The 20,913-nt window shown below is 58.1% G+C and carries 21 protein-coding genes; 11 read left to right on the plus strand and 10 right to left on the minus strand.

From position 1 onward, the window contains the following. Nucleotides 1-292: 292 nt before the first annotated feature. Both AC19YQ_RS23200 and aptA read right to left on the minus strand, forming a co-directional pair. On the minus strand, nt 293-1,786 hold the full coding sequence (locus AC19YQ_RS23200) for a CoA-acylating methylmalonate-semialdehyde dehydrogenase (RefSeq protein WP_133079624.1): 1,494 nt from the start codon (nt 1,784-1,786) through the stop codon (nt 293-295). Nucleotides 1,787-1,869: 83 nt separating this feature from the next. Then, nucleotides 1,870-3,219 carry an omega-aminotransferase AptA gene (aptA, locus tag AC19YQ_RS23205; RefSeq protein ID WP_019825761.1) on the minus strand — a complete coding sequence of 450 codons (1,350 nt, stop codon included), beginning with the start codon at nt 3,217-3,219 and terminating at the stop codon, nt 1,870-1,872. A 124-nt stretch (nt 3,220-3,343) separates the two neighbouring features. Between aptA and AC19YQ_RS23210 the strand changes: the two genes are divergently transcribed. From AC19YQ_RS23210 to AC19YQ_RS23230, 5 genes are all read left to right on the plus strand, one after another. Beyond that, the gene (locus AC19YQ_RS23210; protein ID WP_133079623.1) at nt 3,344-4,264 is read left to right on the plus strand and encodes a LysR family transcriptional regulator; all 921 of its coding nucleotides are present in this window, start codon (nt 3,344-3,346) and stop codon (nt 4,262-4,264) included. A 56-nt stretch (nt 4,265-4,320) separates the two neighbouring features. Beyond that, complete coding sequence (locus AC19YQ_RS23215; RefSeq protein WP_133079622.1) at nt 4,321-4,971, plus strand: TetR family transcriptional regulator C-terminal domain-containing protein; 651 nt, start codon at nt 4,321-4,323, stop codon at nt 4,969-4,971. A 13-nt stretch (nt 4,972-4,984) separates the two neighbouring features. After that, a complete protein-coding gene (locus AC19YQ_RS23220; RefSeq protein WP_339474681.1) occupies nt 4,985-5,587 on the plus strand; it encodes an IMPACT family protein in 603 nt (200 codons plus the stop codon). A gap of 157 nt (nt 5,588-5,744) precedes the next feature. Further along, on the plus strand, nt 5,745-6,431 hold the full coding sequence (locus tag AC19YQ_RS23225; RefSeq protein ID WP_500596046.1) for an SDR family oxidoreductase: 687 nt from the start codon (nt 5,745-5,747) through the stop codon (nt 6,429-6,431). Nucleotides 6,432-6,529: 98 nt separating this feature from the next. After that, a complete protein-coding gene (locus AC19YQ_RS23230) occupies nt 6,530-7,483 on the plus strand; it encodes an adenosine deaminase (RefSeq protein ID WP_133079625.1) in 954 nt (317 codons plus the stop codon). 133 nt (nt 7,484-7,616) lie between these two features. On the opposite strand, the gene vimR is transcribed toward AC19YQ_RS23230, so the two are convergent. Continuing rightward, nucleotides 7,617-8,534, minus strand: coding sequence for a transcription regulator VimR (vimR, locus tag AC19YQ_RS23235; protein ID WP_500596047.1), 918 nt, complete (start codon nt 8,532-8,534; stop codon nt 7,617-7,619). Nucleotides 8,535-8,658: 124 nt separating this feature from the next. On the opposite strand from vimR, the gene AC19YQ_RS23240 reads away from it, so the two are divergent. Both AC19YQ_RS23240 and AC19YQ_RS23245 read left to right on the plus strand, forming a co-directional pair. Continuing rightward, nucleotides 8,659-9,672, plus strand: a complete 1,014-nt coding sequence (locus tag AC19YQ_RS23240) for a zinc-binding alcohol dehydrogenase family protein (RefSeq protein WP_500596048.1) — start codon at nt 8,659-8,661, stop codon at nt 9,670-9,672. Nucleotides 9,673-9,795: 123 nt separating this feature from the next. Continuing rightward, nucleotides 9,796-9,966 carry a hypothetical protein gene (locus tag AC19YQ_RS23245; RefSeq protein ID WP_500596049.1) on the plus strand — a complete coding sequence of 57 codons (171 nt, stop codon included), beginning with the start codon at nt 9,796-9,798 and terminating at the stop codon, nt 9,964-9,966. Between the two features lies 1 nt (nt 9,967). Here the strand turns inward: AC19YQ_RS23245 and AC19YQ_RS23250 are convergent, their stop codons facing one another. Both AC19YQ_RS23250 and AC19YQ_RS23255 read right to left on the minus strand, forming a co-directional pair. Continuing rightward, nucleotides 9,968-11,164 carry a multidrug effflux MFS transporter gene (locus AC19YQ_RS23250; protein WP_133079617.1) on the minus strand — a complete coding sequence of 399 codons (1,197 nt, stop codon included), beginning with the start codon at nt 11,162-11,164 and terminating at the stop codon, nt 9,968-9,970. Between the two features lie 147 nt (nt 11,165-11,311). Continuing rightward, a complete protein-coding gene (locus tag AC19YQ_RS23255; protein WP_133079616.1) occupies nt 11,312-11,512 on the minus strand; it encodes a heavy-metal-associated domain-containing protein in 201 nt (66 codons plus the stop codon). 146 nt (nt 11,513-11,658) lie between these two features. Here AC19YQ_RS23255 and AC19YQ_RS23260 point away from each other — a divergent pair, with 146 nt between their 5' ends. The 3 genes from AC19YQ_RS23260 (at nt 11,659) to cueR (ending at nt 14,937) form a co-directional block, all read left to right on the plus strand. Next, nucleotides 11,659-12,039, plus strand: a complete 381-nt coding sequence (locus tag AC19YQ_RS23260) for a hypothetical protein (RefSeq protein WP_133079615.1) — start codon at nt 11,659-11,661, stop codon at nt 12,037-12,039. A gap of 96 nt (nt 12,040-12,135) precedes the next feature. After that, nucleotides 12,136-14,523 (plus strand): heavy metal translocating P-type ATPase, encoded by a 2,388-nt coding sequence (locus AC19YQ_RS23265; RefSeq protein WP_500596058.1) that lies wholly within the window; start codon nt 12,136-12,138, stop codon nt 14,521-14,523. A 12-nt stretch (nt 14,524-14,535) separates the two neighbouring features. Next, entirely contained in the window at nt 14,536-14,937 is a 402-nt protein-coding gene (cueR, locus tag AC19YQ_RS23270; RefSeq protein ID WP_133079613.1) for a Cu(I)-responsive transcriptional regulator, read from the plus strand. Nucleotides 14,938-15,107: 170 nt separating this feature from the next. Here cueR and AC19YQ_RS23275 read toward each other — a convergent pair whose 3' ends face one another. From AC19YQ_RS23275 to AC19YQ_RS23285, 3 genes are all read right to left on the minus strand, one after another. Beyond that, nucleotides 15,108-15,908: a sulfite exporter TauE/SafE family protein gene (locus tag AC19YQ_RS23275; protein ID WP_500596050.1), complete on the minus strand. Its 801-nt coding sequence runs from the start codon at nt 15,906-15,908 to the stop codon at nt 15,108-15,110. Between the two features lie 8 nt (nt 15,909-15,916). Continuing rightward, nucleotides 15,917-17,482, minus strand: coding sequence for a bifunctional protein tyrosine phosphatase family protein/NAD(P)/FAD-dependent oxidoreductase (locus tag AC19YQ_RS23280; RefSeq protein WP_500596051.1), 1,566 nt, complete (start codon nt 17,480-17,482; stop codon nt 15,917-15,919). A 70-nt stretch (nt 17,483-17,552) separates the two neighbouring features. After that, nucleotides 17,553-17,882 (minus strand): ArsR/SmtB family transcription factor, encoded by a 330-nt coding sequence (locus AC19YQ_RS23285; RefSeq protein WP_133079610.1) that lies wholly within the window; start codon nt 17,880-17,882, stop codon nt 17,553-17,555. Between the two features lie 92 nt (nt 17,883-17,974). On the opposite strand from AC19YQ_RS23285, the gene AC19YQ_RS23290 reads away from it, so the two are divergent. Next, nucleotides 17,975-18,838 (plus strand): MBL fold metallo-hydrolase, encoded by an 864-nt coding sequence (locus AC19YQ_RS23290; RefSeq protein WP_339474690.1) that lies wholly within the window; start codon nt 17,975-17,977, stop codon nt 18,836-18,838. A 179-nt stretch (nt 18,839-19,017) separates the two neighbouring features. On the opposite strand, the gene AC19YQ_RS23295 is transcribed toward AC19YQ_RS23290, so the two are convergent. Then, a complete protein-coding gene (locus tag AC19YQ_RS23295) occupies nt 19,018-19,911 on the minus strand; it encodes a PA4780 family RIO1-like protein kinase (RefSeq protein ID WP_133079608.1) in 894 nt (297 codons plus the stop codon). 141 nt (nt 19,912-20,052) lie between these two features. Continuing rightward, a complete protein-coding gene (locus AC19YQ_RS23300) occupies nt 20,053-20,847 on the minus strand; it encodes an AraC family transcriptional regulator (protein ID WP_500596052.1) in 795 nt (264 codons plus the stop codon). Nucleotides 20,848-20,913: the final 66 nt, after the last annotated feature.

Below are 20,913 nucleotides of genomic sequence, written 5' to 3' on the forward strand. Positions count from 1 at the left end.
CTTTCGATCTCTCGTTAGCGGGAGGCGAATTCTACAGCGTTACACGCTGCTGTCAACACCTCATTTCCTGCTTCGATGACTTGAAGCTGACACTGCCGAAAACCAATCCAACTCATTGAAACTCAAGGAGTTTTCCGTTTCGACTGCGCCGGAAGTGGGCGCATTATAGGCTGTCACAATTCTGGGTCAAGCACTTGTTTCACATTTCTGTCATATAACCTTTAAAGCCCCTAAAAGCAGAGGCCAGCCTGACGGCTGGCCTCTCTTCTTCTATACAGAGCTACCGCCAGACTTACAGGCTCGGGAAGGCGAACTGCGATGCCTCATGACTGGCCCGCTGCGGCCAGCGCTGGGTGATTGCCTTGCGACGCGTGTAAAAGCGCACACCGTCCGGGCCATAAGCATGCAAATCGCCAAACAGCGAACGCTTCCAGCCGCCGAAGCTGTGATAGGCAACCGGCACAGGCAACGGAACGTTCACCCCCACCATGCCGACTTCAATTTCATCGCAAAACAAGCGAGCCGCCTCGCCATCGCGAGTGAAGATACAGGTGCCGTTGCCGTACTCGTGATCATTGATCAGTTGCATTGCCTCTTCCAGGCTCTTGACCCGCACGATGCACAACACCGGACCGAAGATTTCTTCTTTATAGATACGCATCTCAGGCGTCACGCGATCAAACAGGCAACCTCCCAGGAAGAAGCCTTCTTCGTGACCCTTAATGCTCAGGCCGCGACCATCAACCACCAGCTCGGCGCCAGCCGCCACGCCATCGTCGACATAACCGCTCACTTTGTCACGCGCCTGCCCTGTAACCAATGGCCCCATGTCCAGACCGCAGGAAGTACCCGCACCGATTTTAAGCGCCTTGATTTGTGGAACCAGCTTGGCTACCAGGGCATCTGCCACTTGATCGCCCACACACACCGCTACCGAAATAGCCATGCAGCGTTCGCCGCACGAACCATAAGCGGCACCCATCAGTGCACTGACCGCGTTATCAAGATCCGCATCCGGCATCAGTACCGCATGGTTCTTCGCCCCGCCCAGTGCCTGAACGCGCTTGCCACGCTTGGTGCCTTCCGCATAGATGTACTCGGCAATCGGAGTTGAACCCACAAAGCTCAACGCTTTAACTTCCGGCGCCTCGATCAGTGCGTCAACGGCAGACTTGTCTCCGTGAACCACGTTCATGACGCCTTTAGGCAGACCGGCTTCCTGCAACAACTGGGCGATCAGCAGTGTCGAGCTTGGATCACGCTCCGACGGCTTCAGAATGAAACAGTTACCGCACACGATCGCCAATGGATACATCCATAGAGGAACCATGGCCGGGAAGTTGAAAGGCGTAATCCCTGCAACCACACCCAGCGGCTGAAAATCCGACCAGGCATCAATATTAGGTCCTACGTTGCGGCTGTACTCACCCTTCAGGATTTCAGGAGCTGAACAGGCGTACTCAACGTTTTCGATCCCACGCTTCAATTCACCTGCAGCATCTTCCAGCGTCTTGCCGTGCTCTTCGCTGATCAACTGGGAGATACGTGCTTCGTTCTGCTCCAGCAATTGCTTGAAACGGAACATCACCTGGGCACGCTTGGCAGGCGGAGTGTTACGCCACGCCGGGAAGGCTGCTTTCGCCGCATCAATGGCTTGCTGAATTGTCTCGCGACTGGCCAACGGAACCTGATGAATCACTTTACCGGTGGACGGGTTAAACACATCAGCGGTGCGACCGGAATCGTTCAGCAACTCGCCATTGATCAAGTGTTGAATGGTGCTCATGGATACTCCAGAAAAGTTGTCCACAGGCGCGAACGCTGCGCGCCTGGGTGAGTGCAATTAGTGTCGCTTCTATATAGAAGCGATCAGTCGATCTGATTCAGTGCTTCGCCGACCGCATCGAACAAACGATCCAGGTCTTGCGGCTTGCTGTTGAAGGTTGGCCCGAACTGCAGGGTGTCACCGCCAAAGCGTACGTAGAAGCCGGCTTTCCACAGCTTCATCGCAGCATCGAACGGACGCACAATCGCATCGCCATCACGCGGTGCAATCTGAATTGCACCCGCCAGACCATAGTTACGAATATCAATGACGTTCTTCACACCCTTCAAACCGTGCAGTGCGTTCTCAAAATGCGGTGCCACTTCAGCCACGCTCTGCACCAGGTTTTCTTTTTGCAGCAGATCGAGCGCTGCAAGACCTGCTGCACAGGCCACAGGGTGAGCCGAATAGGTATAGCCATGAGGGAATTCAACCGCATACTCAGGCGTCGGCTGATTCATGAATGTGTGATAAATCTCGCTGGTGGCAATCACTGCGCCCATAGGGATCGCACCGTTAGTCACTTGCTTGGCAATACACATCAAGTCAGGCGTTACACCGAAGCTGTCAGCTCCGAACATCGAACCTGTACGACCAAACCCGGTAATCACCTCATCGAACACCAATAGGATGTTGTGCTGATCGCAGATTTCACGCAGACGTTTCAGATACCCCTGAGGCGGAACCAGCACACCGGCCGAACCGGCCATAGGCTCCACAAACACCGCCGCAATGTTCGAGGCATCGTGCAGTTCGATCAACTTGAGCAACTCATCAGCCAAGGCGATCCCGCCCAGCTCCGGCATGCCGCGAGAAAACGCGTTGCTTGCCAGCAGTGTGTGCGGCAAGTGATCGACATCCATCATCGCCTGGCCAAACATTTTACGGTTGCCGTTCACTCCACCCAGGCTGGTACCGGCGATGTTCACACCGTGATAGCCACGCGCACGGCCAATCATTTTGGTCTTGGTCGACTGACCTTTCAGGCGCCAGTAGGCACGCACCATCTTGACCGCTGTATCCGCACACTCCGAACCCGAGTCAGTGAAGAACACGTGATTGAGATTGCCCGGTGTCAGTTCGGTGATCTTTTCTGCCAATTTGAAGGACAGCGGGTGGCCGTACTGGAACGCCGGGGAGTAATCGAGGGTGCCCAATTGCTTGGCAACGGCTTCCTGGATTTCTGTGCGGGTATGCCCTGCGCCACAAGTCCACAAACCTGACAGCGAATCGTAGATTTGCCGACCCTTATCGTCCGTCAGATAACTGCCTTTGGCGGCCACGATAAAACGCGGATCGCGATGGAAGTTACGGTTGGCGGTGTAAGGCATCCAGTGAGCATCCAGTTTGAGCTGGCTGGTCAGGTTCAATTCGGCATTCTCGGGCATGTTCATCAGCAAAACCTCGCAAGGCGAAAGCGGCGTCGGATGTTGAAAGCGTTGTTGCACCTAAATTGCCACGCCTATAAAGTCGATGAAATCCAACTCTTCTAACCTTTAGTTAGGCGCGCACTAAACTATGAGCAGCCGTCGTCCCGATGCACTGGCCCAGGTCAGCGACTTTGATATTCGATTGCTGCGCATTTTTCGCAGCGTAGTTGAGTGCGGCGGGTTCTCGGCGGCAGAGACCGTGCTGGGTATCGGGCGCTCGGCCATCAGTCAGCAAATGAGCGACCTTGAGCAACGCCTGGGTTTGCGCCTTTGCCAGCGTGGTCGCGCGGGGTTCTCGCTGACAGAAGAAGGACGAGAGGTCTATCAGTCGGCTCTACAGTTATTGGGGGCACTTGAAAGTTTTCGCACAGAGGTCAACGGCCTGCACCAGCACTTGCGCGGCGAGCTGACCATTGGCCTCACAGACAACCTCGTCACCCTGCCCCATATGCGCATCACCCATGCCCTGGCCCAACTCAAAGAGCGCGGCCCGGATGTGCAAATCCATATCCGCATGATTTCGCCCCACGAAGTGGAACAGGGAGTACTCGACGGGCGCCTGCACGTGGGCGTCGTGCCCCAGGCCAGCACGTTGTCCGGGCTGGAATATCAACCGCTCTACAGCGAGCGCTCCTTGCTGTACTGCGCCGTTGGCCATCCGTTGTTTTATGTCGATGACCGGCAATTGGCGGATGCGCGGCTTAATGATCAAGATGCCATCGCTCCCACCTTTCGCCTGCCCTCCGATATTCAGGCTCACTACCAAGCGCTCAACTGCACCGCCAGTGCGTCGGACCGCGAAGGCATGGCCTTTTTGATTTTGACTGGACGCTACATCGGTTATCTGCCCGATCACTACGCCAGCCTGTGGGTTCAGCAAGGCCGGTTACGGGCGCTGAAGGCAAAAACACGTTTCTACGATCTGAGCCTCGCATCCGTCACGCGTAAGGGCCGTCGCCCGCATCTTGTACTGGAAAGTTTCCTTGAGAGCCTTGAGGCGACGCGTTAACGTGAAAAGTCTCGCTACGGTGCAGAATGCTCCCACACAGATTGCCTGGAACACCTATGACCTTTGACGTCCCTGCCCACGATGGCAAGCCTCCCAGCCGCATTCGACAAAAAAACGAAGAGGCCATTCTCAAGGCCGCTGAGGACGAGTTTGCCCGCCACGGTTTCAAAGGCACCAGCATGAACGCCATCGCACTCAGCGCCGGGCTGCCAAAGGCCAACCTGCACTATTACTTCACTAACAAGTTGGGCCTGTATATCGCGGTTCTCAGCAATATCATCGAGTTGTGGGACAGCACCTTTAATGCCCTGACCGCTGAAGACGACCCCGCTAAAGCCCTGACACAGTACATCCGCGCCAAGATGGAGTTTTCCCGCCGACAGCCCCAGGCCTCCCGTGTATTTGCCATGGAAATCATCAGCGGTGGCGCCTGCCTGACCGAGTACTTCACTCAAGACTACAGAGCCTGGTTTCAAGGCCGGGCCGCCGTGTTTCAAGCCTGGATCGATGCGGGAAAAATGGACCCGGTGGATCCCGTGCACCTGATTTTCCTGTTATGGGGCAGTACGCAGCATTACGCTGATTTTTCGACACAGATTTGCCGTGTATCAGGCCGCACACACCTGAGCAAACAGGACATGCAAGCGGCCAGCGACAACCTGATTCGTATCATTCTCAAAGGCTGCGGCCTGACGCCCACTGTCTAAGCCTGGAACCGACATGCCTTCGACCCTGACGGGACTTTGCGAATACCGCGAAGAAATCCGTAAAAGCCGCTTTATTACCTTCGCTGCGCCCATCACCAGTGCCCAGCAAGCCTTCGATTTTATCGAGCAATACAGCGATCTTGATGCGTCGCACAATTGCTGGGCCTGGAAGCTCGGGGACCAATACCGAAGCAGCGATGATGGCGAGCCAGGCGGTACAGCCGGTCGCCCGATACTCTCAGCCATTGAGGCTCAGGACTGCGACCAGGTCGCGGTGCTGGTCATCCGCTGGTATGGCGGAATTCAATTGGGCACCGGCGGACTGGCTCGCGCCTATGGCGGTGGCGCTAACAAATGCCTGCAAAGCGCCGAAAAGCTGCCCCTGGTCAGTCGAGTAGCCCTCTCCTGCGCCTGCAGTTTCAGTGAGCTTGCTCTGGTCAAACTGCGCATCTGCGAACTGAACGGCCTGATCATCGATGAAACATTCACCGCCAATGGCGTTGACCTGCAACTGGCGCTGGCCGAAGAACAGATTGCCCCTGCACAGCTACAACTGGCTGGCCTCAGCCGCGGCAGAATTTTACTGCAGCGCCACACCTTCAAAGCTGACGAGTAAAAGTGCTACTTTCCTGCATCCATAGTTGCCCACATTCACTGTGCACCCGCCTGTGGATAACCTGAGCACATAGCGCTGCAGCCCTTACACACCATAGGTTTCAAGCACTTGTACGCTTTTTAGCCAACTCTTATCACCTTTCTATAGGACGCTACTCATGACGGCAAAACATGCACTGATCATCGGAGCTTCACGTGGCCTGGGCCTGGGTCTGGTCAAAGAGTTGCTCGCTGATGGCTGGACCGTCACTGCGACTGTTCGCGATCCCAAAAAAGCGGAAGCCCTGAAAGCCCTGGGTCCAGTCCGCATAGAGCGACTGGACATGGACAGCCAGCAAGCCATCAAGGCATTGAGCAACACGTTGAGCAACGAGGTCTTCGACCTGCTGTTTGTGAACGCCGGTGTCAAAGGCCCGGACGATCAACTGTCGGGCAACGCGACGCTGGCCGAGGTAGGGCAGCTGTTTTTCACCAACAGTGTGGCGCCGATCAATCTGGCCCGCGAGTTTGTCAGCAAGGTCCGTAAAGACAGTGGCGTACTGGCCTTTATGAGTTCTGTGCTCGGCAGCGTCACTCATCCTGACGCCCCTGAGTTGGCCCTCTACAAGGCCAGCAAAGCGGCACTCAACTCTATGACCAATACGTTTGTGCGCTACGAACTGGGCGACAACAACCCCACCGTGCTGTCCATGCATCCGGGCTGGGTGAAAACCGATATGGGGGGCGAAGGCGCGGACATTGACGTCCAGACCAGCACTCGCGGCCTGGTCGATCAGGTCAAGGCGTTTGCCGGCAAAGGCGGTCATCACTTTGTCGATTACAAGGGCCAGACGATTCCCTGGTAAGCCGCCTGCGACAAATGGCGGGAGGTTTTTTACGAGTTACGTCGCCTCCCGCCTGTAGAATGACGCCATCTGCACCCGATTTGATGAGAAAACCTTTTATGTATGACTGGCTCAATGCCCTGCCGAAAGCTGAACTGCACATGCACCTTGAGGGCTCTTTAGAGCCAGAGTTGCTGTTCTCGCTGGCAGAGCGCAACAAAATCGCCTTGCCCTGGAACGACGTTGAAACCTTGCGCAAGGCGTATGCCTTCAACAACCTGCAAGAATTCCTCGACCTTTACTACAAAGGCGCCGACGTACTGCGCACCTCTCAGGACTTCTACGACCTGACCTGGGCCTACCTGTTGCGCTGCAAGGCACAGAACGTCATTCACACCGAACCGTTCTTCGACCCGCAAACCCACACCGACCGTGGTGTTCCGTTCGAAGTCGTGCTCAATGGCATTGCCAGCGCACTCAAGGATGGCGAACAGCAACTGGGCATCACCAGCGGCCTGATCCTGAGCTTCCTGCGCCATTTGAGCGAAGAAGAAGCAGAAAAAACCCTCGACCAGGCACTGCCGTTTCGCGATGCATTTGTCGCCGTTGGTCTCGACAGTTCAGAAATGGGCCACCCACCCAGCAAGTTCCAGCGCGTATTCGACCGGGCACGCCACGAAGGCTTCCTGACTGTCGCCCACGCCGGTGAAGAAGGTCCACCGGAGTACATCTGGGAAGCCCTCGACCTGCTGAAAATTCAGCGCATCGATCACGGCGTGCGCGCCATTGAAGACGAACGCTTGATGCAGCGCATTATCGACGAGCAAATCCCGTTGACCGTGTGCCCGCTGTCCAACACCAAGCTCTGCGTGTTTGATCACATGTCGCAGCACAACATTCTCGACATGCTTGAGCGCGGCGTGAAAGTCACGGTCAACTCCGATGACCCGGCCTACTTCGGCGGTTACATGACCGAGAACTTCCACGCGCTGTATACCGACCTGGGCATGACCCAGGACCAGGCCAAACGCCTGGCGCAAAACGGCCTGGATGCGCGGCTGGTCAAGCCGTAACACCCCCTGTGGGAGCGGGCTTGCTCGCGATGCTGACCATCAGGTGTGCCTGCCTGATCGAGTTGATGCCATCGCGGGCAAGCCCGCTCCCACAGACATCTGAAACTGCATCACCGTCAGTACCGCAACAGTTTTACTGTTTTCCCGGGTACAACTTGCTCAACACCGCACACCGTTCACTGAGCATGTCGCGCAACAAACGCACCGGCTTGCTCAACTGTGCACGATGACCACACAGCAAATTGAGCGGCGCCCGTTCGCACACCAACTCAGGCAATAGCACCCTGAGCCTGCCCGCAGTTACATCGTCCGCCACATCCAGCCATGACTTGCAGGCAATGCCCTCCCCGGCGACTGCCCACAAACGCACCACGTCAGCATCATCGCTAAAACGATTGCCGGTTACGGTCAGCCCCAGCTCACGCTTGCCATCATTGAATTGCCAATGGTCGTGGACCCGCGTGCCGAGCATGTACAACAGGCAATTGTGTTGCAGCAGTTGTTCGAGCTGACGCGGTTCCCCCTTGCGCGCCAGGTAGTCGGGCGATGCACACAGCACCCGCCGATTGTCCGGGGCAACTGGCAGTGCCACCAGGCTGGAGTCTTCCGGTTCGCCGTAACGCAAAGCGATGTCCACAGGCTGGCGAAACAGATCGGCAATCCGGTCGCCCAATAACAGGCGCACGGTCAGTTGCGGATGCTCACGTTGAAACTCATCCAGCCAGGGCAGCAGCAGATTACGTCCGAAATCCGAAGGGGCCGACAACTGCAACACACCGCTGACTTGATCTTGCCCACGCGCCAACAAGCGCCGCCCTTCGTCAAGACTGCTCAATGCCGTACGGGCATATTCGAGAAAGCCTTCGCCTTCGGCCGTCAGACGCAAACTGCGAGTTGAGCGCGCCAGCAATCGAGCGCCCAGTTGCGCCTCTATCCGCTTGAGTGCGGCGCTGGCCACCGCAGGCGACATGTCCATCACTCGGGCGGCGGCCGACAGGCTGCCCAAATCAGCCGCGCGAACGAACAATTGCAGATCATCAAAACGCAGCATCCAGGGTTCACTCGGCCATTATCAAAAAAATATTGAAAGAGACTGCTCTTTTAGCCGGTTTTATCGTGCTGCGAAATAGCGAATTATCACTACCAGATTCTTACCCCTCTTCAGGACATGTCCGATGAAAGCTGTCGCTTACTACAATTCGCTGCCCATTCAAGACCCGCTGGCCCTGCAAGACATTGAATTGCCTGAGCCGGTCGCCGGCCCAAGGGACTTGCTGGTCGAGGTCAAAGCCATCTCCGTCAACCCGGTGGACACCAAGGTCCGTCAGAACGTCCAGCCGGAAGCCGACGCTGCCAAAGTTCTGGGGTGGGACGTGGCCGGGGTCGTCAAGGCGGTGGGCAGTGACGTCAGCCTGTTCAAGGTTGGCGACAAGGTGTTTTACGCCGGGTCCATCGCCCGGGCCGGGGCCAACAGCGAGCGCCATGTGGTTGATGAGCGAATTGTGGGGCACATGCCAAAAAGCCTCGACTTTGCCCAGGCAGCCGCGCTGCCGCTGACCGCCATCACCGCATGGGAGCTGTTGTTTGAGCGACTGGGTGTGGCCGAAGGTAGCAATGATGAGCAGCAGAGCCTGCTGATTGTCGGCGCAGCAGGCGGGGTAGGCTCGATCCTCACGCAACTGGCCAGCAAACTGACCGCACTCAAGGTGATTGGCAGCGCATCGCGCCCCGAAACCCAAGCCTGGGTCCGCGAGCTGGGCGCCGAAATCGTTGTCGACCATAGCCAGGCACTGAGCGACGAACTCAAGCGCCACGGCATCAATGCCGTCACCCACGTCGCCAGCCTGACCCAGACCGACCAGCATCTGGATCAGTTGGTCGAAGCCCTGGCACCTCAAGGCAAGCTGGCACTGATTGACGATCCCAAGGCGCTTGACGTTACCAAGCTCAAGCGCAAGAGCCTGTCACTGCACTGGGAGTTCATGTACACCCGCTCACTGTTCGAAACCGCGGACATGATCGAGCAGCATCACTTGCTCAATCGGGTCGCCGACCTGATCGATGCAGGCATCTTGCGCACCACCGTCGGCGAGCACTTCGGCACCATCAACGCCGCCAACCTGCGTCGCGCCCATACGCTGCTTGAAAGCGGCAAATCCAAAGGCAAAATTGTGCTCGAAGGGTTCTGATTAACGCGACACGGGACTGATGCGGCCAACTTTCAACCGTCAGTCAGAGACTTGACCCCGGACATATTTACCCAAGTATTTCGGCATACACTGGCCTCCTTTGCGAACCGAAGGAGGCCAGTCATGAAAATCCTGATACGAGCGTTAGCAAGATCCCGTAACTGCCAATGGCAGGTTCAAATCGACCAACAAGCCGTCAATTTTCGCAGCGAGTCCGAGGCCCGAGCCTTTGTGGACACGTTGCAATCTCGCCTGCAAGCCCCGCATAGCCTGCCTGCACGTTTGGCAGGCTGAATCAGATCGACTGCTGGGCGGCGATCCGGGCGGTGTACAGGCGCCGGGTCGCCATCGCCAGCCCGACCGCCAGCACTCCGCACAAGGTGATGACAATCGCCATCGGCATAGCGCTGCCATCGTGCAACACCCCCACCAATGACGCCGCTCCCGCCGCTACGCTGAACTGCAGACAACCCAGCATCGCCGATGCACTGCCGGCTCGGGCACCCTGCCCGCTCATGGCGCAGGCCGAAGCGTTGGGAATGATGCAGCCCAAACTGGCGATACAGATAAACAACGGGATCAGTAACGGCCACAGTTGCGCGGTATGCAAGGTGCTGACACCCAGCAAGACCAGCCCGGCCGCCAGATACACCCACACCATGCGCGCCAGCAAAAAGGCCGGGCCACGCTTGGCCAACAGGCGGGCGTTCAGTTGCGCCACCAGAATAAAACCGGCTGCGTTGGTACCAAACAGCCAGCCGTAATGCTCGGCGGGTACGCCATACAGTTTGATAAAGACGAAAGGCGAACCTGCGATGTAGGCAAACATCCCGGCCATTGCGATCCCCCCGGTCAGCGCATGACCCAGGAACTCGCGGTCTTTGAGCAACCGCCCGTATTGACGCAATGCGCCGGACAGCGGCTGGCGCGGCACGTTGGCAGGCAGGCTTTCAGGCAGGCCCAGCGCTACGGCTGTTGCCGCCAACGCACTGAACACCGTCAACACCAGGAAAATCGACTGCCAGCCATACAGGTTGACCAGCAATCCGCCCAGCATCGGCGCCAGGATCGGCGCCAGGCCCATCACCAACATCAATTGCGAAAACACTTTGGCCGACTGCACGGCATCGCATTTGTCACTGACAATCGCCCGTGAGAGCACCATGCCAGCACAGCCGCCGAGTGCCTGGACAAACCGCGCGCCAATCAGCCACTCCAATGTCGGGGCAAAGGCGCACGCCAGCGATGCAACCGTGAACAGGCCAACACCCACCAGCAGTGGCACGCGCCGCCCAAAGCGGTCTGCCACGGGTCCATACGCCAGTTGCCCGATAGACAGGCCCAGGAAGTACACCGCCAGAGTGAGTTGAATTTGAGTTTCATCTGTCGCAAAGGCTTGTGCCATTGCCGGAAAGCCGGGCAGGTAGAAATCGATCGCCAGGGGACCGAAGGCGCTCAGGGCACCAAGAATCAAGATTGTTCGAAGGTTCATCAGGTATCCAGATCGGGCTGCAATTAGCGCAGCCCGATAGTCTAGCCGTGGATACCGAACTTGAACATAAAGATAGCCAGCTAGCTAATAAACCGCCTTGGCCTTATCGGAATACCGCTACCCCGCAATCGGGTGATCACCTGCATTTCAATGCGCTGTACGCGCTTCAAAACCTGCATTGGTGATCACATCAATAATCTGCAAAGGGGACACCTTGCTGTCTACCTTTACGGTTTTGCCCGCCAGATCCACTTCGACCTTCGCGTCTTTATCCACAGCCTGAACCGCACGGGTCACCGCACCAACACAGCCGCCACAGGTCATACCCTCTACTTTGAACGTTTGCATGATCACGCCTCCTGTCTGAGATATGGCTACAGCTTCAACCTTTCCATCGTGGCAAGGTCAAGCCCGTTGTTTCACGCGCTGACTGGCAATCCATGCCCTGCTCGGCCAAGCTGCAAGCCTCGGGATATAAAACAGGATACTTAGTCATGCGCCGGACCGCTTTGAGCCTAGTCAGCCTTTTGGGTCTCGCCAGTTTGCCCCTGTGGGTAAATGCCGATCAGGACTACGGTGTATTGATCATTTCCCGCGAGCGCCTTGAAGTGCCGACCAACTGCGAGGTCGGTGTGTACATCGATGATCAACTGGCCGGTCGACTGTTTCAGGAACAAGCGCTGGCTTTCAACTTGCCGGCGGCCAGCGTTGATATCCGCCTCAAACTTCTACCCGGACAAGCCCCCGGTTGCTTGCCCGGCATGCTGGTACCGCCCGCGCAGCAATTCACCCTGAAGGCCGGTGACGTGCGCAAATACCGTATCGCCCTTGGCAAGCAAGGCATGTACCTCAAGCCCGCGAAACTGGAATATTGAGCGCGGCACAAAGGAAAACCTGACGAACAGCAAGAGCCCTTGACCTTCCCATGGGGTCAAGGTCGATTCTATGGATAGATAACTTCTTGAGGAGGACTGCTCGTGCCCACCCAATTCGATCTGCCGATTGATGGCATGACTTGCGCCAGTTGCGCGGGGCGTGTGGAAAAAGCCCTGACCAAAGTACCCGGCGTGCGTTCGGTAAGCGTCAATCTGGCCACTGAACAGGCCCGCATCGAGGCGCCTGTGGACAGTTTGCCGGCATTGGTCGAGGCCGTGAAACAGGCAGGTTACAGCGTACCCGCCCACAGCCTGGAACTGGACATCAGCGGCATGACGTGCGCCTCTTGCGCAGGCCGCGTCGAAAAAGCCCTGGCCAGGGTGCCGGGAGTCAAGAGCGTCAGCGTTAACCTCGCCAGCGAACGTGCCCATGTCGAGCTGCTCGGCCAGGTCGATACCGCCCTGCTGATAAACGCTGTCAGTCAGGCCGGTTATGGCGCCAGCGTCCACTACACTGCCAAAGCGAGCGAGGATGATCAGCAAAAGCGTCTGCACCGCGAGCGCTGGGCGCTGACACTGGCCATTGTGCTGGCGTTGCCGCTGGTATTGCCGATGTTGCTCGCACCATTGGGTGTGCACTGGATGCTGCCCGCCTGGGCCCAGTTCGTCCTCGCCACCCCGGTACAATTTATCCTCGGCGCACGCTTTTACGTGGCCGCCTGGAAAGCCGTCAAAGCCGGTGCCGGCAATATGGACCTGCTGGTGGCACTGGGCACCAGCGCCGGTTATGGCCTGAGCCTTTACGAGTGGGCGATTGCCGAGCCCGGCAGCATGCCCCATCTGTATTTCGAAGCTTCGGCGGTGGTGATTGCACTGGTGCTGCTGGGCAAATACCTCGAAAGCCGAGCCAAACGCCAGACTGCCAGTGCCATCCGCGCCCTGGAAGCCTTGCGCCCAGAGCGCGCCCTGCGTGTGGTCGACGGGCAGGAGCAAGACGTCGCCATCAGTGACTTGCGCCTGAATGATTGGGTCCTGGTCAAACCTGGTGAGCGCTTTCCCGTAGATGGCGAAGTGGTCGAAGGCCAAAGCCATGCCGACGAAGCCCTGATCAGCGGTGAAAGCCTGCCAGTCCCCAAACAGCCTGGGGATAAAGTCACCGGAGGCGCCATTAACGGCGAGGGCCGGTTGATCATTAAAACCCTGGCCTTGGGCACTGAAACCGTACTGGCGCGCATTATCCGCCTGGTCGAAGACGCTCAGTCCGCGAAAGCCCCGATCCAGAAACTGGTGGATAAAGTCAGCCAGGTGTTCGTACCCGTGGTCCTGCTGATTGCCCTCGCGACACTGCTCGGCTGGTGGCTTTATGGCGCGCCGATTGAAACCGCGTTGATCAACGCCGTGGCTGTGCTGGTTATCGCCTGCCCTTGTGCCCTGGGCCTGGCAACGCCCACTGCGATCATGGCCGGCACTGGCGTTGCGGCCCGTTACGGGATTTTGATCAAGGATGCCGAAGCCCTCGAACGCGCCCATGAAGTCAGCGCCGTGGTTTTCGACAAAACCGGCACCCTGACCTCTGGCACCCCGCAAATTGCCCACTTCAGCGCACTGGACGGCGATGAAGCGCAGTTGTTGCAAGCCGCTGGCGCCCTGCAACGCGGTAGCGAACACCCGCTGGCCAAAGCCGTTCTGGATGCCTGCGCCGCACGCAACCTGAAGGTACCGGATGTCATGGACAGCCAATCGCTTACCGGGCGAGGTATTGCTGGCACCCTGCAAGGCCGTCGCCTGGCGCTGGGCAACCGCCGCCTGCTGGAAGAAACCGGCCTCAATCCGGGTTCGCTCGCCGAGTCCGCCAAGGCCTGGGAAACCGAAGGCCGCACGCTGTCCTGGCTGATAGAGCAAAGCCCGCAGCCGCAAGTGCTGGGCCTCTTTGCCTTTGGTGACACACTGAAAACCGGCGCACTCTCGGCGATCCAGCAGCTCAGTGCACGCCACATCAGTAGCCATCTGCTGACAGGCGACAACCGTGGCAGCGCGAAAGTGGTTGCCGAGGCGCTGGGAATTACCGATGTTCACGCCGAAGTGCTGCCCGCTGACAAGGCCGCAACGGTAACTGAACTGAAAAAAACCGGCGTGGTGGCCATGGTTGGCGACGGCATCAACGACGCCCCGGCACTTGCCGCCGCCGACATTGGCATCGCCATGGGTGGCGGCACCGACGTGGCCATGCATGCAGCGGGTATCACCCTGATGCGCGGCGACCCGCGACTGGTGCCGGCCGCACTGGAGATCAGCCGCAAGACCTACGCCAAGATTCGTCAAAACCTGTTCTGGGCGTTTATCTATAACGTTATCGGTATTCCACTGGCCGCCTTCGGCTTTTTGAACCCGGTACTGGCGGGTGCGGCCATGGCATTTTCCAGCGTCAGTGTGGTCAGCAACGCATTGCTGCTTAAATTCTGGAAGCCCAGGGATCTTGAATAAGGAGGCAACCCCATGAATATTGGCCAAGCCGCCAAACAAAGCGGCTTGAGCGCCAAGATGATTCGTTATTACGAGTCCATCGGCCTGCTCAAACCCGCCAGCCGCAGCGACAGCGGCTACCGCCTCTACAGCAGTGACGACCTGCACACCCTGGCGTTTATCAAACGCTCCCGTGACCTTGGGTTTTCACTGGAAGAAGTCGGCAAGCTGCTGACACTCTGGCAAGACCGCCAGCGCGCCAGCGGCGATGTGAAGGCGCTGGCGCGTCAGCACATTGATGAGTTGAATCAAAAAATCGCCGAACTGACCAGCTTGCGCGATACGTTGCACGAACTGGTCGAGAGCTGTCAGGGCGACCATCGCCCTGACTGCCCGATTCTCAAGGATCTTGAGAGTGCATGTTGTGTCGGCTGAACAAAAAGCCCCGTAGCAGCTGCCGAAGGAACGAGGCTGCGTCCGGCGGCAAAGCCGTCGTAAATTCAGGCAACGCGGTGTTTCAGTTAAAAAGTGCACGCTGATTTTACGATTGCTTCGCAATCGGACGCAGCCTCGTTCCTTCGGCAGCTGCTACGAAAGTTCGGGGCTTACGTCAGGACTGCCTTGGCGAGCATCAACAGGCCTATCACCGCACATAACGTCGCGAAGCCTTGCTGTAGCCATTGGGCCGAAACCCTGGGGGCAATCACCCGACCGGCAATCATGCCGGTCAGGGTGGCGCCGATGAACATCACGCCTTCGCTCGACAAGCTCACACCCTGGCTCATCAGATTGCCCAAGGTGCCGAGCGATACCAGTGCCACCACCATCAGCGAGGTGGAGACCACGGCATGGATGCGCACATCACTGAATTTGCGAAACGCAGGTACGATCAGGAATCCGCCCCCCACACTCAACAACCCCGTCAGCAAACCCGAAGTGGCACCAATCGATACCAGCGTCATGCTGCAGCGGGCATTCCAGGTCAGCCGCCCGGTAGCAGGATTGAGCATGCAGTTTTTTTCTATTGCCCCCAGGCTGCCACTCTCGCGCGCATCAGCTCTGGCCTGCAAAAACATACGCACGGAGACGAACATCATGACCCCGCTGAACATCAACACCAGCGCCCTGGCGGGGATCAATCTGGCGAGGTGCAGCCCGATCGGCGAAGTCAGCGAACCCACAATCGCCATCAACGCGGCGGCCTTGTAGCGCACCAGGCCTTTGCGCAGCCCGTCCAGCGCGCCCAGTGCCGCTGCCGTACCGACCGCCAGCAATGCCACCGGCGTGGCTTGCGCCAGTGTCCACCCCAGGCCCAGGGTCAACGCCGGTATGGCCAGAATACCGCCACCGGCCCCCGTCAAACCCAGCACGACACCCACCAACATGCCTAACAGAATAATCAACATGGTCAGGTTCAGTCCGGTTTGCAGTCAGTGAACCACTCGCGCCCTTTAAGCATGCCTTGCCAGTAGAACCAGGGCAGAAACGTTGCCTTGAGCCACCAGGCCGACTTGCGGGCCACGGTCGGGTCCAGGGCAAAGGTGGGCAGCAGTTTTGCGCCATAACCAAATTCGGCCAGGATCACCTTGCCGTTTTCGACGGTCAGCGGGCATGAGCCATAGCCATCGTAGCGCTTGGGCAAAACCGCCCCCTTGCGCAGGGCGAGCAGGTTCTCGGCCACTATGACCACTTGCTTGCGAATCGCTGCCGCGGTTTTGGCATTGGGTGTGTTGCAGACATCGCCAAGGGCGAAAATGTCGGGGTAGCGTGGGTGTTGCAGTGTTACCGGATCGGTCTCGAACCAGCCCGCCTTGTCCGCCAACTCGCTGCGACGGATAACGTCGGGCGCTTGCTGGGGTGGCACCACATGCAACATGTCGAACGCTTTCTCAACGCGGGTCACGCCACCGTCTGCGTCGGTTACATCAAACCAGGCGGTCTTGCCTGGCCCGTCGACCTTGACCAGATTGGACTGGAAGGCCAATTGGGCCTTGTAGGCCTCAACGTATTTCATCAGTGGAGGGACGAAGGTCGGCACGCCAAACAGCACCGCCCCTGCCAGATTGAACTCAACGGCCATCGAATCCAGAACGCCACGCTTGCGCCAATGATCACAGGACAGGTACATGGCTTTTTGTGGAGCCCCCGCGCACTTGATCGGCATTCCCGGCTGGGTGAACAGCGCTTTGCCGCCCTTCAGGGTGCGCACCAGCTCCCAGGTATAGGGCGCCAGGTCATGGCGATAGTTGGACGTCACGCCGTTCTTGCCCAGGGTCTCTTCAAGGCCCTCGATATGCTCCCAGGCCAGTTGCAACCCCGGGCAAACGATCAATTGCTGATACCCCAGTTCAGTACCATCACTGAGCAGCACAACCTTGCGTTGCGGGGCGAAGGCGCACAGCGATGCCTTGATCCAGGCAACACCTTTGGGCATTACGGCTGCAGTCGGGCGAACCGTGTCCTTGACATCAAAGGCACCGCCGCCAACCAGCGTCCACGCGGGCTGGTAGTAGTGCTCTGTATTGGGTTCGATCACGGCGATGCGCAATGACGCGTTGCGCTTGAGCAAGCTGGCCGACACCGAGATACCGGCCGAGCCACCACCGACCACGACAACATCGTACAGCCTGGCCTCACGCGGGGCTTGAGTCGCCGCCTGATAGAGCTTTGATGAGCGATTGCCTGTGCGGCAATACGCCAGAACGGGTTTTGGCAGCTCATTGAGCAAATGACGCAACTGCTGCGCCTGCTCAGGGGTCGCACCCGTGCTGAGTACCGGCAGGTAAGCAAAGCTCAGCCCCAGGGCCTGCGCCGCCTGCTGTATCGATGCGTGCCCGGGTTGGTCTGGGCCGCCTTCATGATCCGGACGGTTACAGATCACACTGGCAAAACCCAGTGCTGCCAAAGACTGGAGATCAGACTGCCCGATTTGACCGGCCACAGAAAATGACGTGTCGATTCGCTTGATGCTTTGCTCCATTGAGCACTCCAGGCACAACAAAAATGAATGGAATAGGTTGGGCGATGTCAGCCAGGGGAATGAAGTTGCGCTATTTTTTAAGCGCCTGGCCGCAATACAGGCCTGACAGGGTTTGCATCACAGACACCACTTCAAAGCTGGCAAGGGAATAGAAAATGTACTTCCCCATCCTTCGGGTATTGACCATGCCCTCATCGCGCAACACACCAAGCTGTTGCGACAGGGTGGGCTGCCGGATGCCCGTCAGGGCTTCAAGTTCGCCAACATTGCGCTCACCTTGGGTCAACTGGCAGAGCAACAGCAGTCGGTCTTCATTGGCCAGGGCTTTGAGAAGGGTGCAGGCTTTGGATGCAGAGTCGCGCAGAAGTCCGATTTCTTCGCTGGTTAACTGAGCAGTCATGAAAAGCTCCGGGACGTGATAGTCGACAGTCTACGACCCGATAATATATGTTTCAATATATTGAGTATTTTTTGACTGACACGAGGCCCTTCATGCATCCCGAAATTCAAGGATTTTTCGACCCTGCAACGTCGACCGTGAGCTACGTGGTTCATGAAGCCGGCGCCAGCGAGTGCGCAATCATCGATCCGGTGCTCGACTACGATGCCGCCGCCGGGCGCATCAGTACCACCGGTGCAGACATCATTGCTGCTTACGTGCAGGCACAGGGCCTGAAGGTGCAATGGCTATTGGAAACCCACGCCCACGCCGATCACCTGTCTGCCAGCGCTTATCTGAAGCGAAAACTGGGCGGCCAGATTGGTATTGGCGCGGCAATCACCCAGGTACAAGGGGTGTTTCGCGACATCTACAACCTTGAGCCCGAGTTCAAGCTCGACGGTTCGCAGTTCGACCGGCTGCTGGAACCGGACGAGCTGTTCCACATTGGACGGCTACAGGTACGCGCACTGCACGTGCCGGGGCACACCCCGGCCGACATGGCGTATCAGGTTGAGGGCGACTGTCTGTTTGTGGGCGACACATTGTTTATGCCCGACGTTGGCACGGCCCGCTGCGACTTCCCGGGAGGCGATGCGCACCAGTTGTACCAATCGATCAAGCGTCTGCTGGCCTTTCCGGTCCAGACCCGACTGTTCATGTGCCATGACTATCCGCCAGCAGGGCGTGAGGCCACATGGTCAACCACGGTGGGTGAGCAGCGAGCCAACAATATTCATGTCAACGACAGCATCGACCTGACGGGCTTCGTCGAGATGCGCACCGCCCGCGACGCGACGCTGGGGGTTCCGGCACTGCTGATTCCGGCCATTCAAATCAACATTCGGGCCGGTAACCTGCCGCCCGCCGATGAAACCGGCCTGTGCAGCCTGAAGGTGCCGCTGAACCGTTTTTAGCCGCACCATTTGTGTGTGTGTGTGGGAGCGGGCTTGCTCGCGATGCAGAGAACGCGGTCTACCGGTATGACCACAGTGATGCCATCGCGAGCAAGCCCGCTCCCACAACAAGCCTGCTCCCACAGGGCTGCATTGAAGTAAAAAAAATCCGGCCTGAGCCGGATTTTTTATTTAGCCAATCACTGCATCCACGGTGGAGGCGGCTCTTCAGACTTGCTCGGTGGCGCATCATCTGCAGCACGCACGGCCTGACGGAACGCTTCGTCCAGACGGGCAGCTTCGATCTCGCGCATGACACCGCCCACATCGGCCAGCTCGTCCGGCTCGTCAAACTCGCCCGTCAACACGCTACCAGGGTGCAAGGTGGCAGCTTCGTAAAGCGCCCACATTTCCTTGGCGTATTTGGTTCCTTTAAGTTCCGGCGCAAAACGCCCGAAGTAAGAAGCCATGTTGCCCACGTCACGCTCCAGCATGCTGAATGCGTGGTTATTACCCGCGGCATCGACAGCCTGTGGCAGATCGATAATCACCGGGCCGGTCGGCGTCAGCAGTACGTTGAACTCGGACAAATCTCCGTGGACCAGACCGGTACACAGCATCAGCACAATCTGCTGAATCAGGAACGCGTGATACTCGCGAGCCTGGTCCGGTTCCAGCACCACGTCATTGAGTCGGGGGGCTGCATCGCCGTACTCATCCGCCACCAGTTCCATCAACAGCACGCCTTCAAGGAAGTCGAACGGTTTTGGAACCCGAACACCGGCGCCCGCCAGACGAAACAGCGCAGCCACTTCGGCGTTTTGCCAGGCATCCTCGGTTTCTTTACGACCGAACTTGGAGCCCTTGGCCATCGCTCGGGCCTGACGGCTGTTGCGAACCTTGCGACCCTCCTGATATTCGGCGGCCTGGCGGAAACTTCGTTTGTTAGCCTCCTTATAAACCTTGGCGCATCGCAGCTCATTGCCGCAGCGGACTACGTACACAGCTGCTTCTTTGCCACTCATGAGTGGGCGCAGCACCTCGTCGATCAGACCGTCCTCGATCAGGGGTTCTAAGCGTTTTGGAGTCTTCATCAGCTTTTATTGTGGGTCCTTTATTACCAAACACGCGAATGTCACTCGTTATACGGCAATCCACTCACCACGGGGAGAGGGCAAACGATTTGAATGATAGACGAGCAATCCGTCAAGAGCACCGACTAATGGGCCCGCTGCCTAGCCCTGGCGAAATAACTCGCCGGGCGTATAGCCGAACATCTTTTTAAATGCCGCGATGAATGCCGACGTCGACTCATACCCGCACGACAACGCCGCACGCGTGACATGACCACCCTCCTCCAGCACCTGCAACGAAGACAGCAGTCGTACCCGCTGACGCCAACTGCGAAAACTCAAGCCCGTTTCACGCAGGAACAACCGCATCAGGGTTTTTTCAGACATGCCCAGACGATCCGACCACAGGCTCAGGCTGACGTCGGCATCGGGGGTTTCGATCAATTCATTGCACAGCACCAACAAACGCCCATGGCGTGGCAGCGGCAGCGAAAAACCCACCTCAGGCAGGCTCGCCAATTGATCCAGCAACACCGCCACCAACCTTTGCTCAGGGCTGCCGCCCTCGGGGTATTCGGCGGGCAATGCACAAAAACCTTTGATCAGCTCCCGTGCCAGCGGCGTGACCTCCAGCACCCGGCACTGGCCGGGCGCCCAAAGGCAATCCTCACGACGTACATACAGGCTGCGCATTTCGGCACGCATCGAGGTGATGACCTCATGCTCCAGCCCGGCGGGAATCCAGATCCCCCACTGCGGCGGTGCAAAAAAGCTGCCCTCGTCGGTATGCACCCCCAACACGCCACTGATCGCGTATGAAAACTGCACCCAATCATGCCGATGACGTGGCGTCCAGGAACCTGCGCCCAGGCTTTCGGCCCGGGCATACAGCGGCCGTGGCAGTGCATCAAGCACTGGAATGGCGCGCTGGAGTCCACGTTGTCCGTTTAGCGGCATTGATTGGCCTTATATCGCAAGACGTCAGATACCTGCGACGTTAGGCTAAGTCACTAATTCTTACAA

The sequence above is a fragment of the Pseudomonas sp. MF06569 genome, from assembly GCF_059862735.1.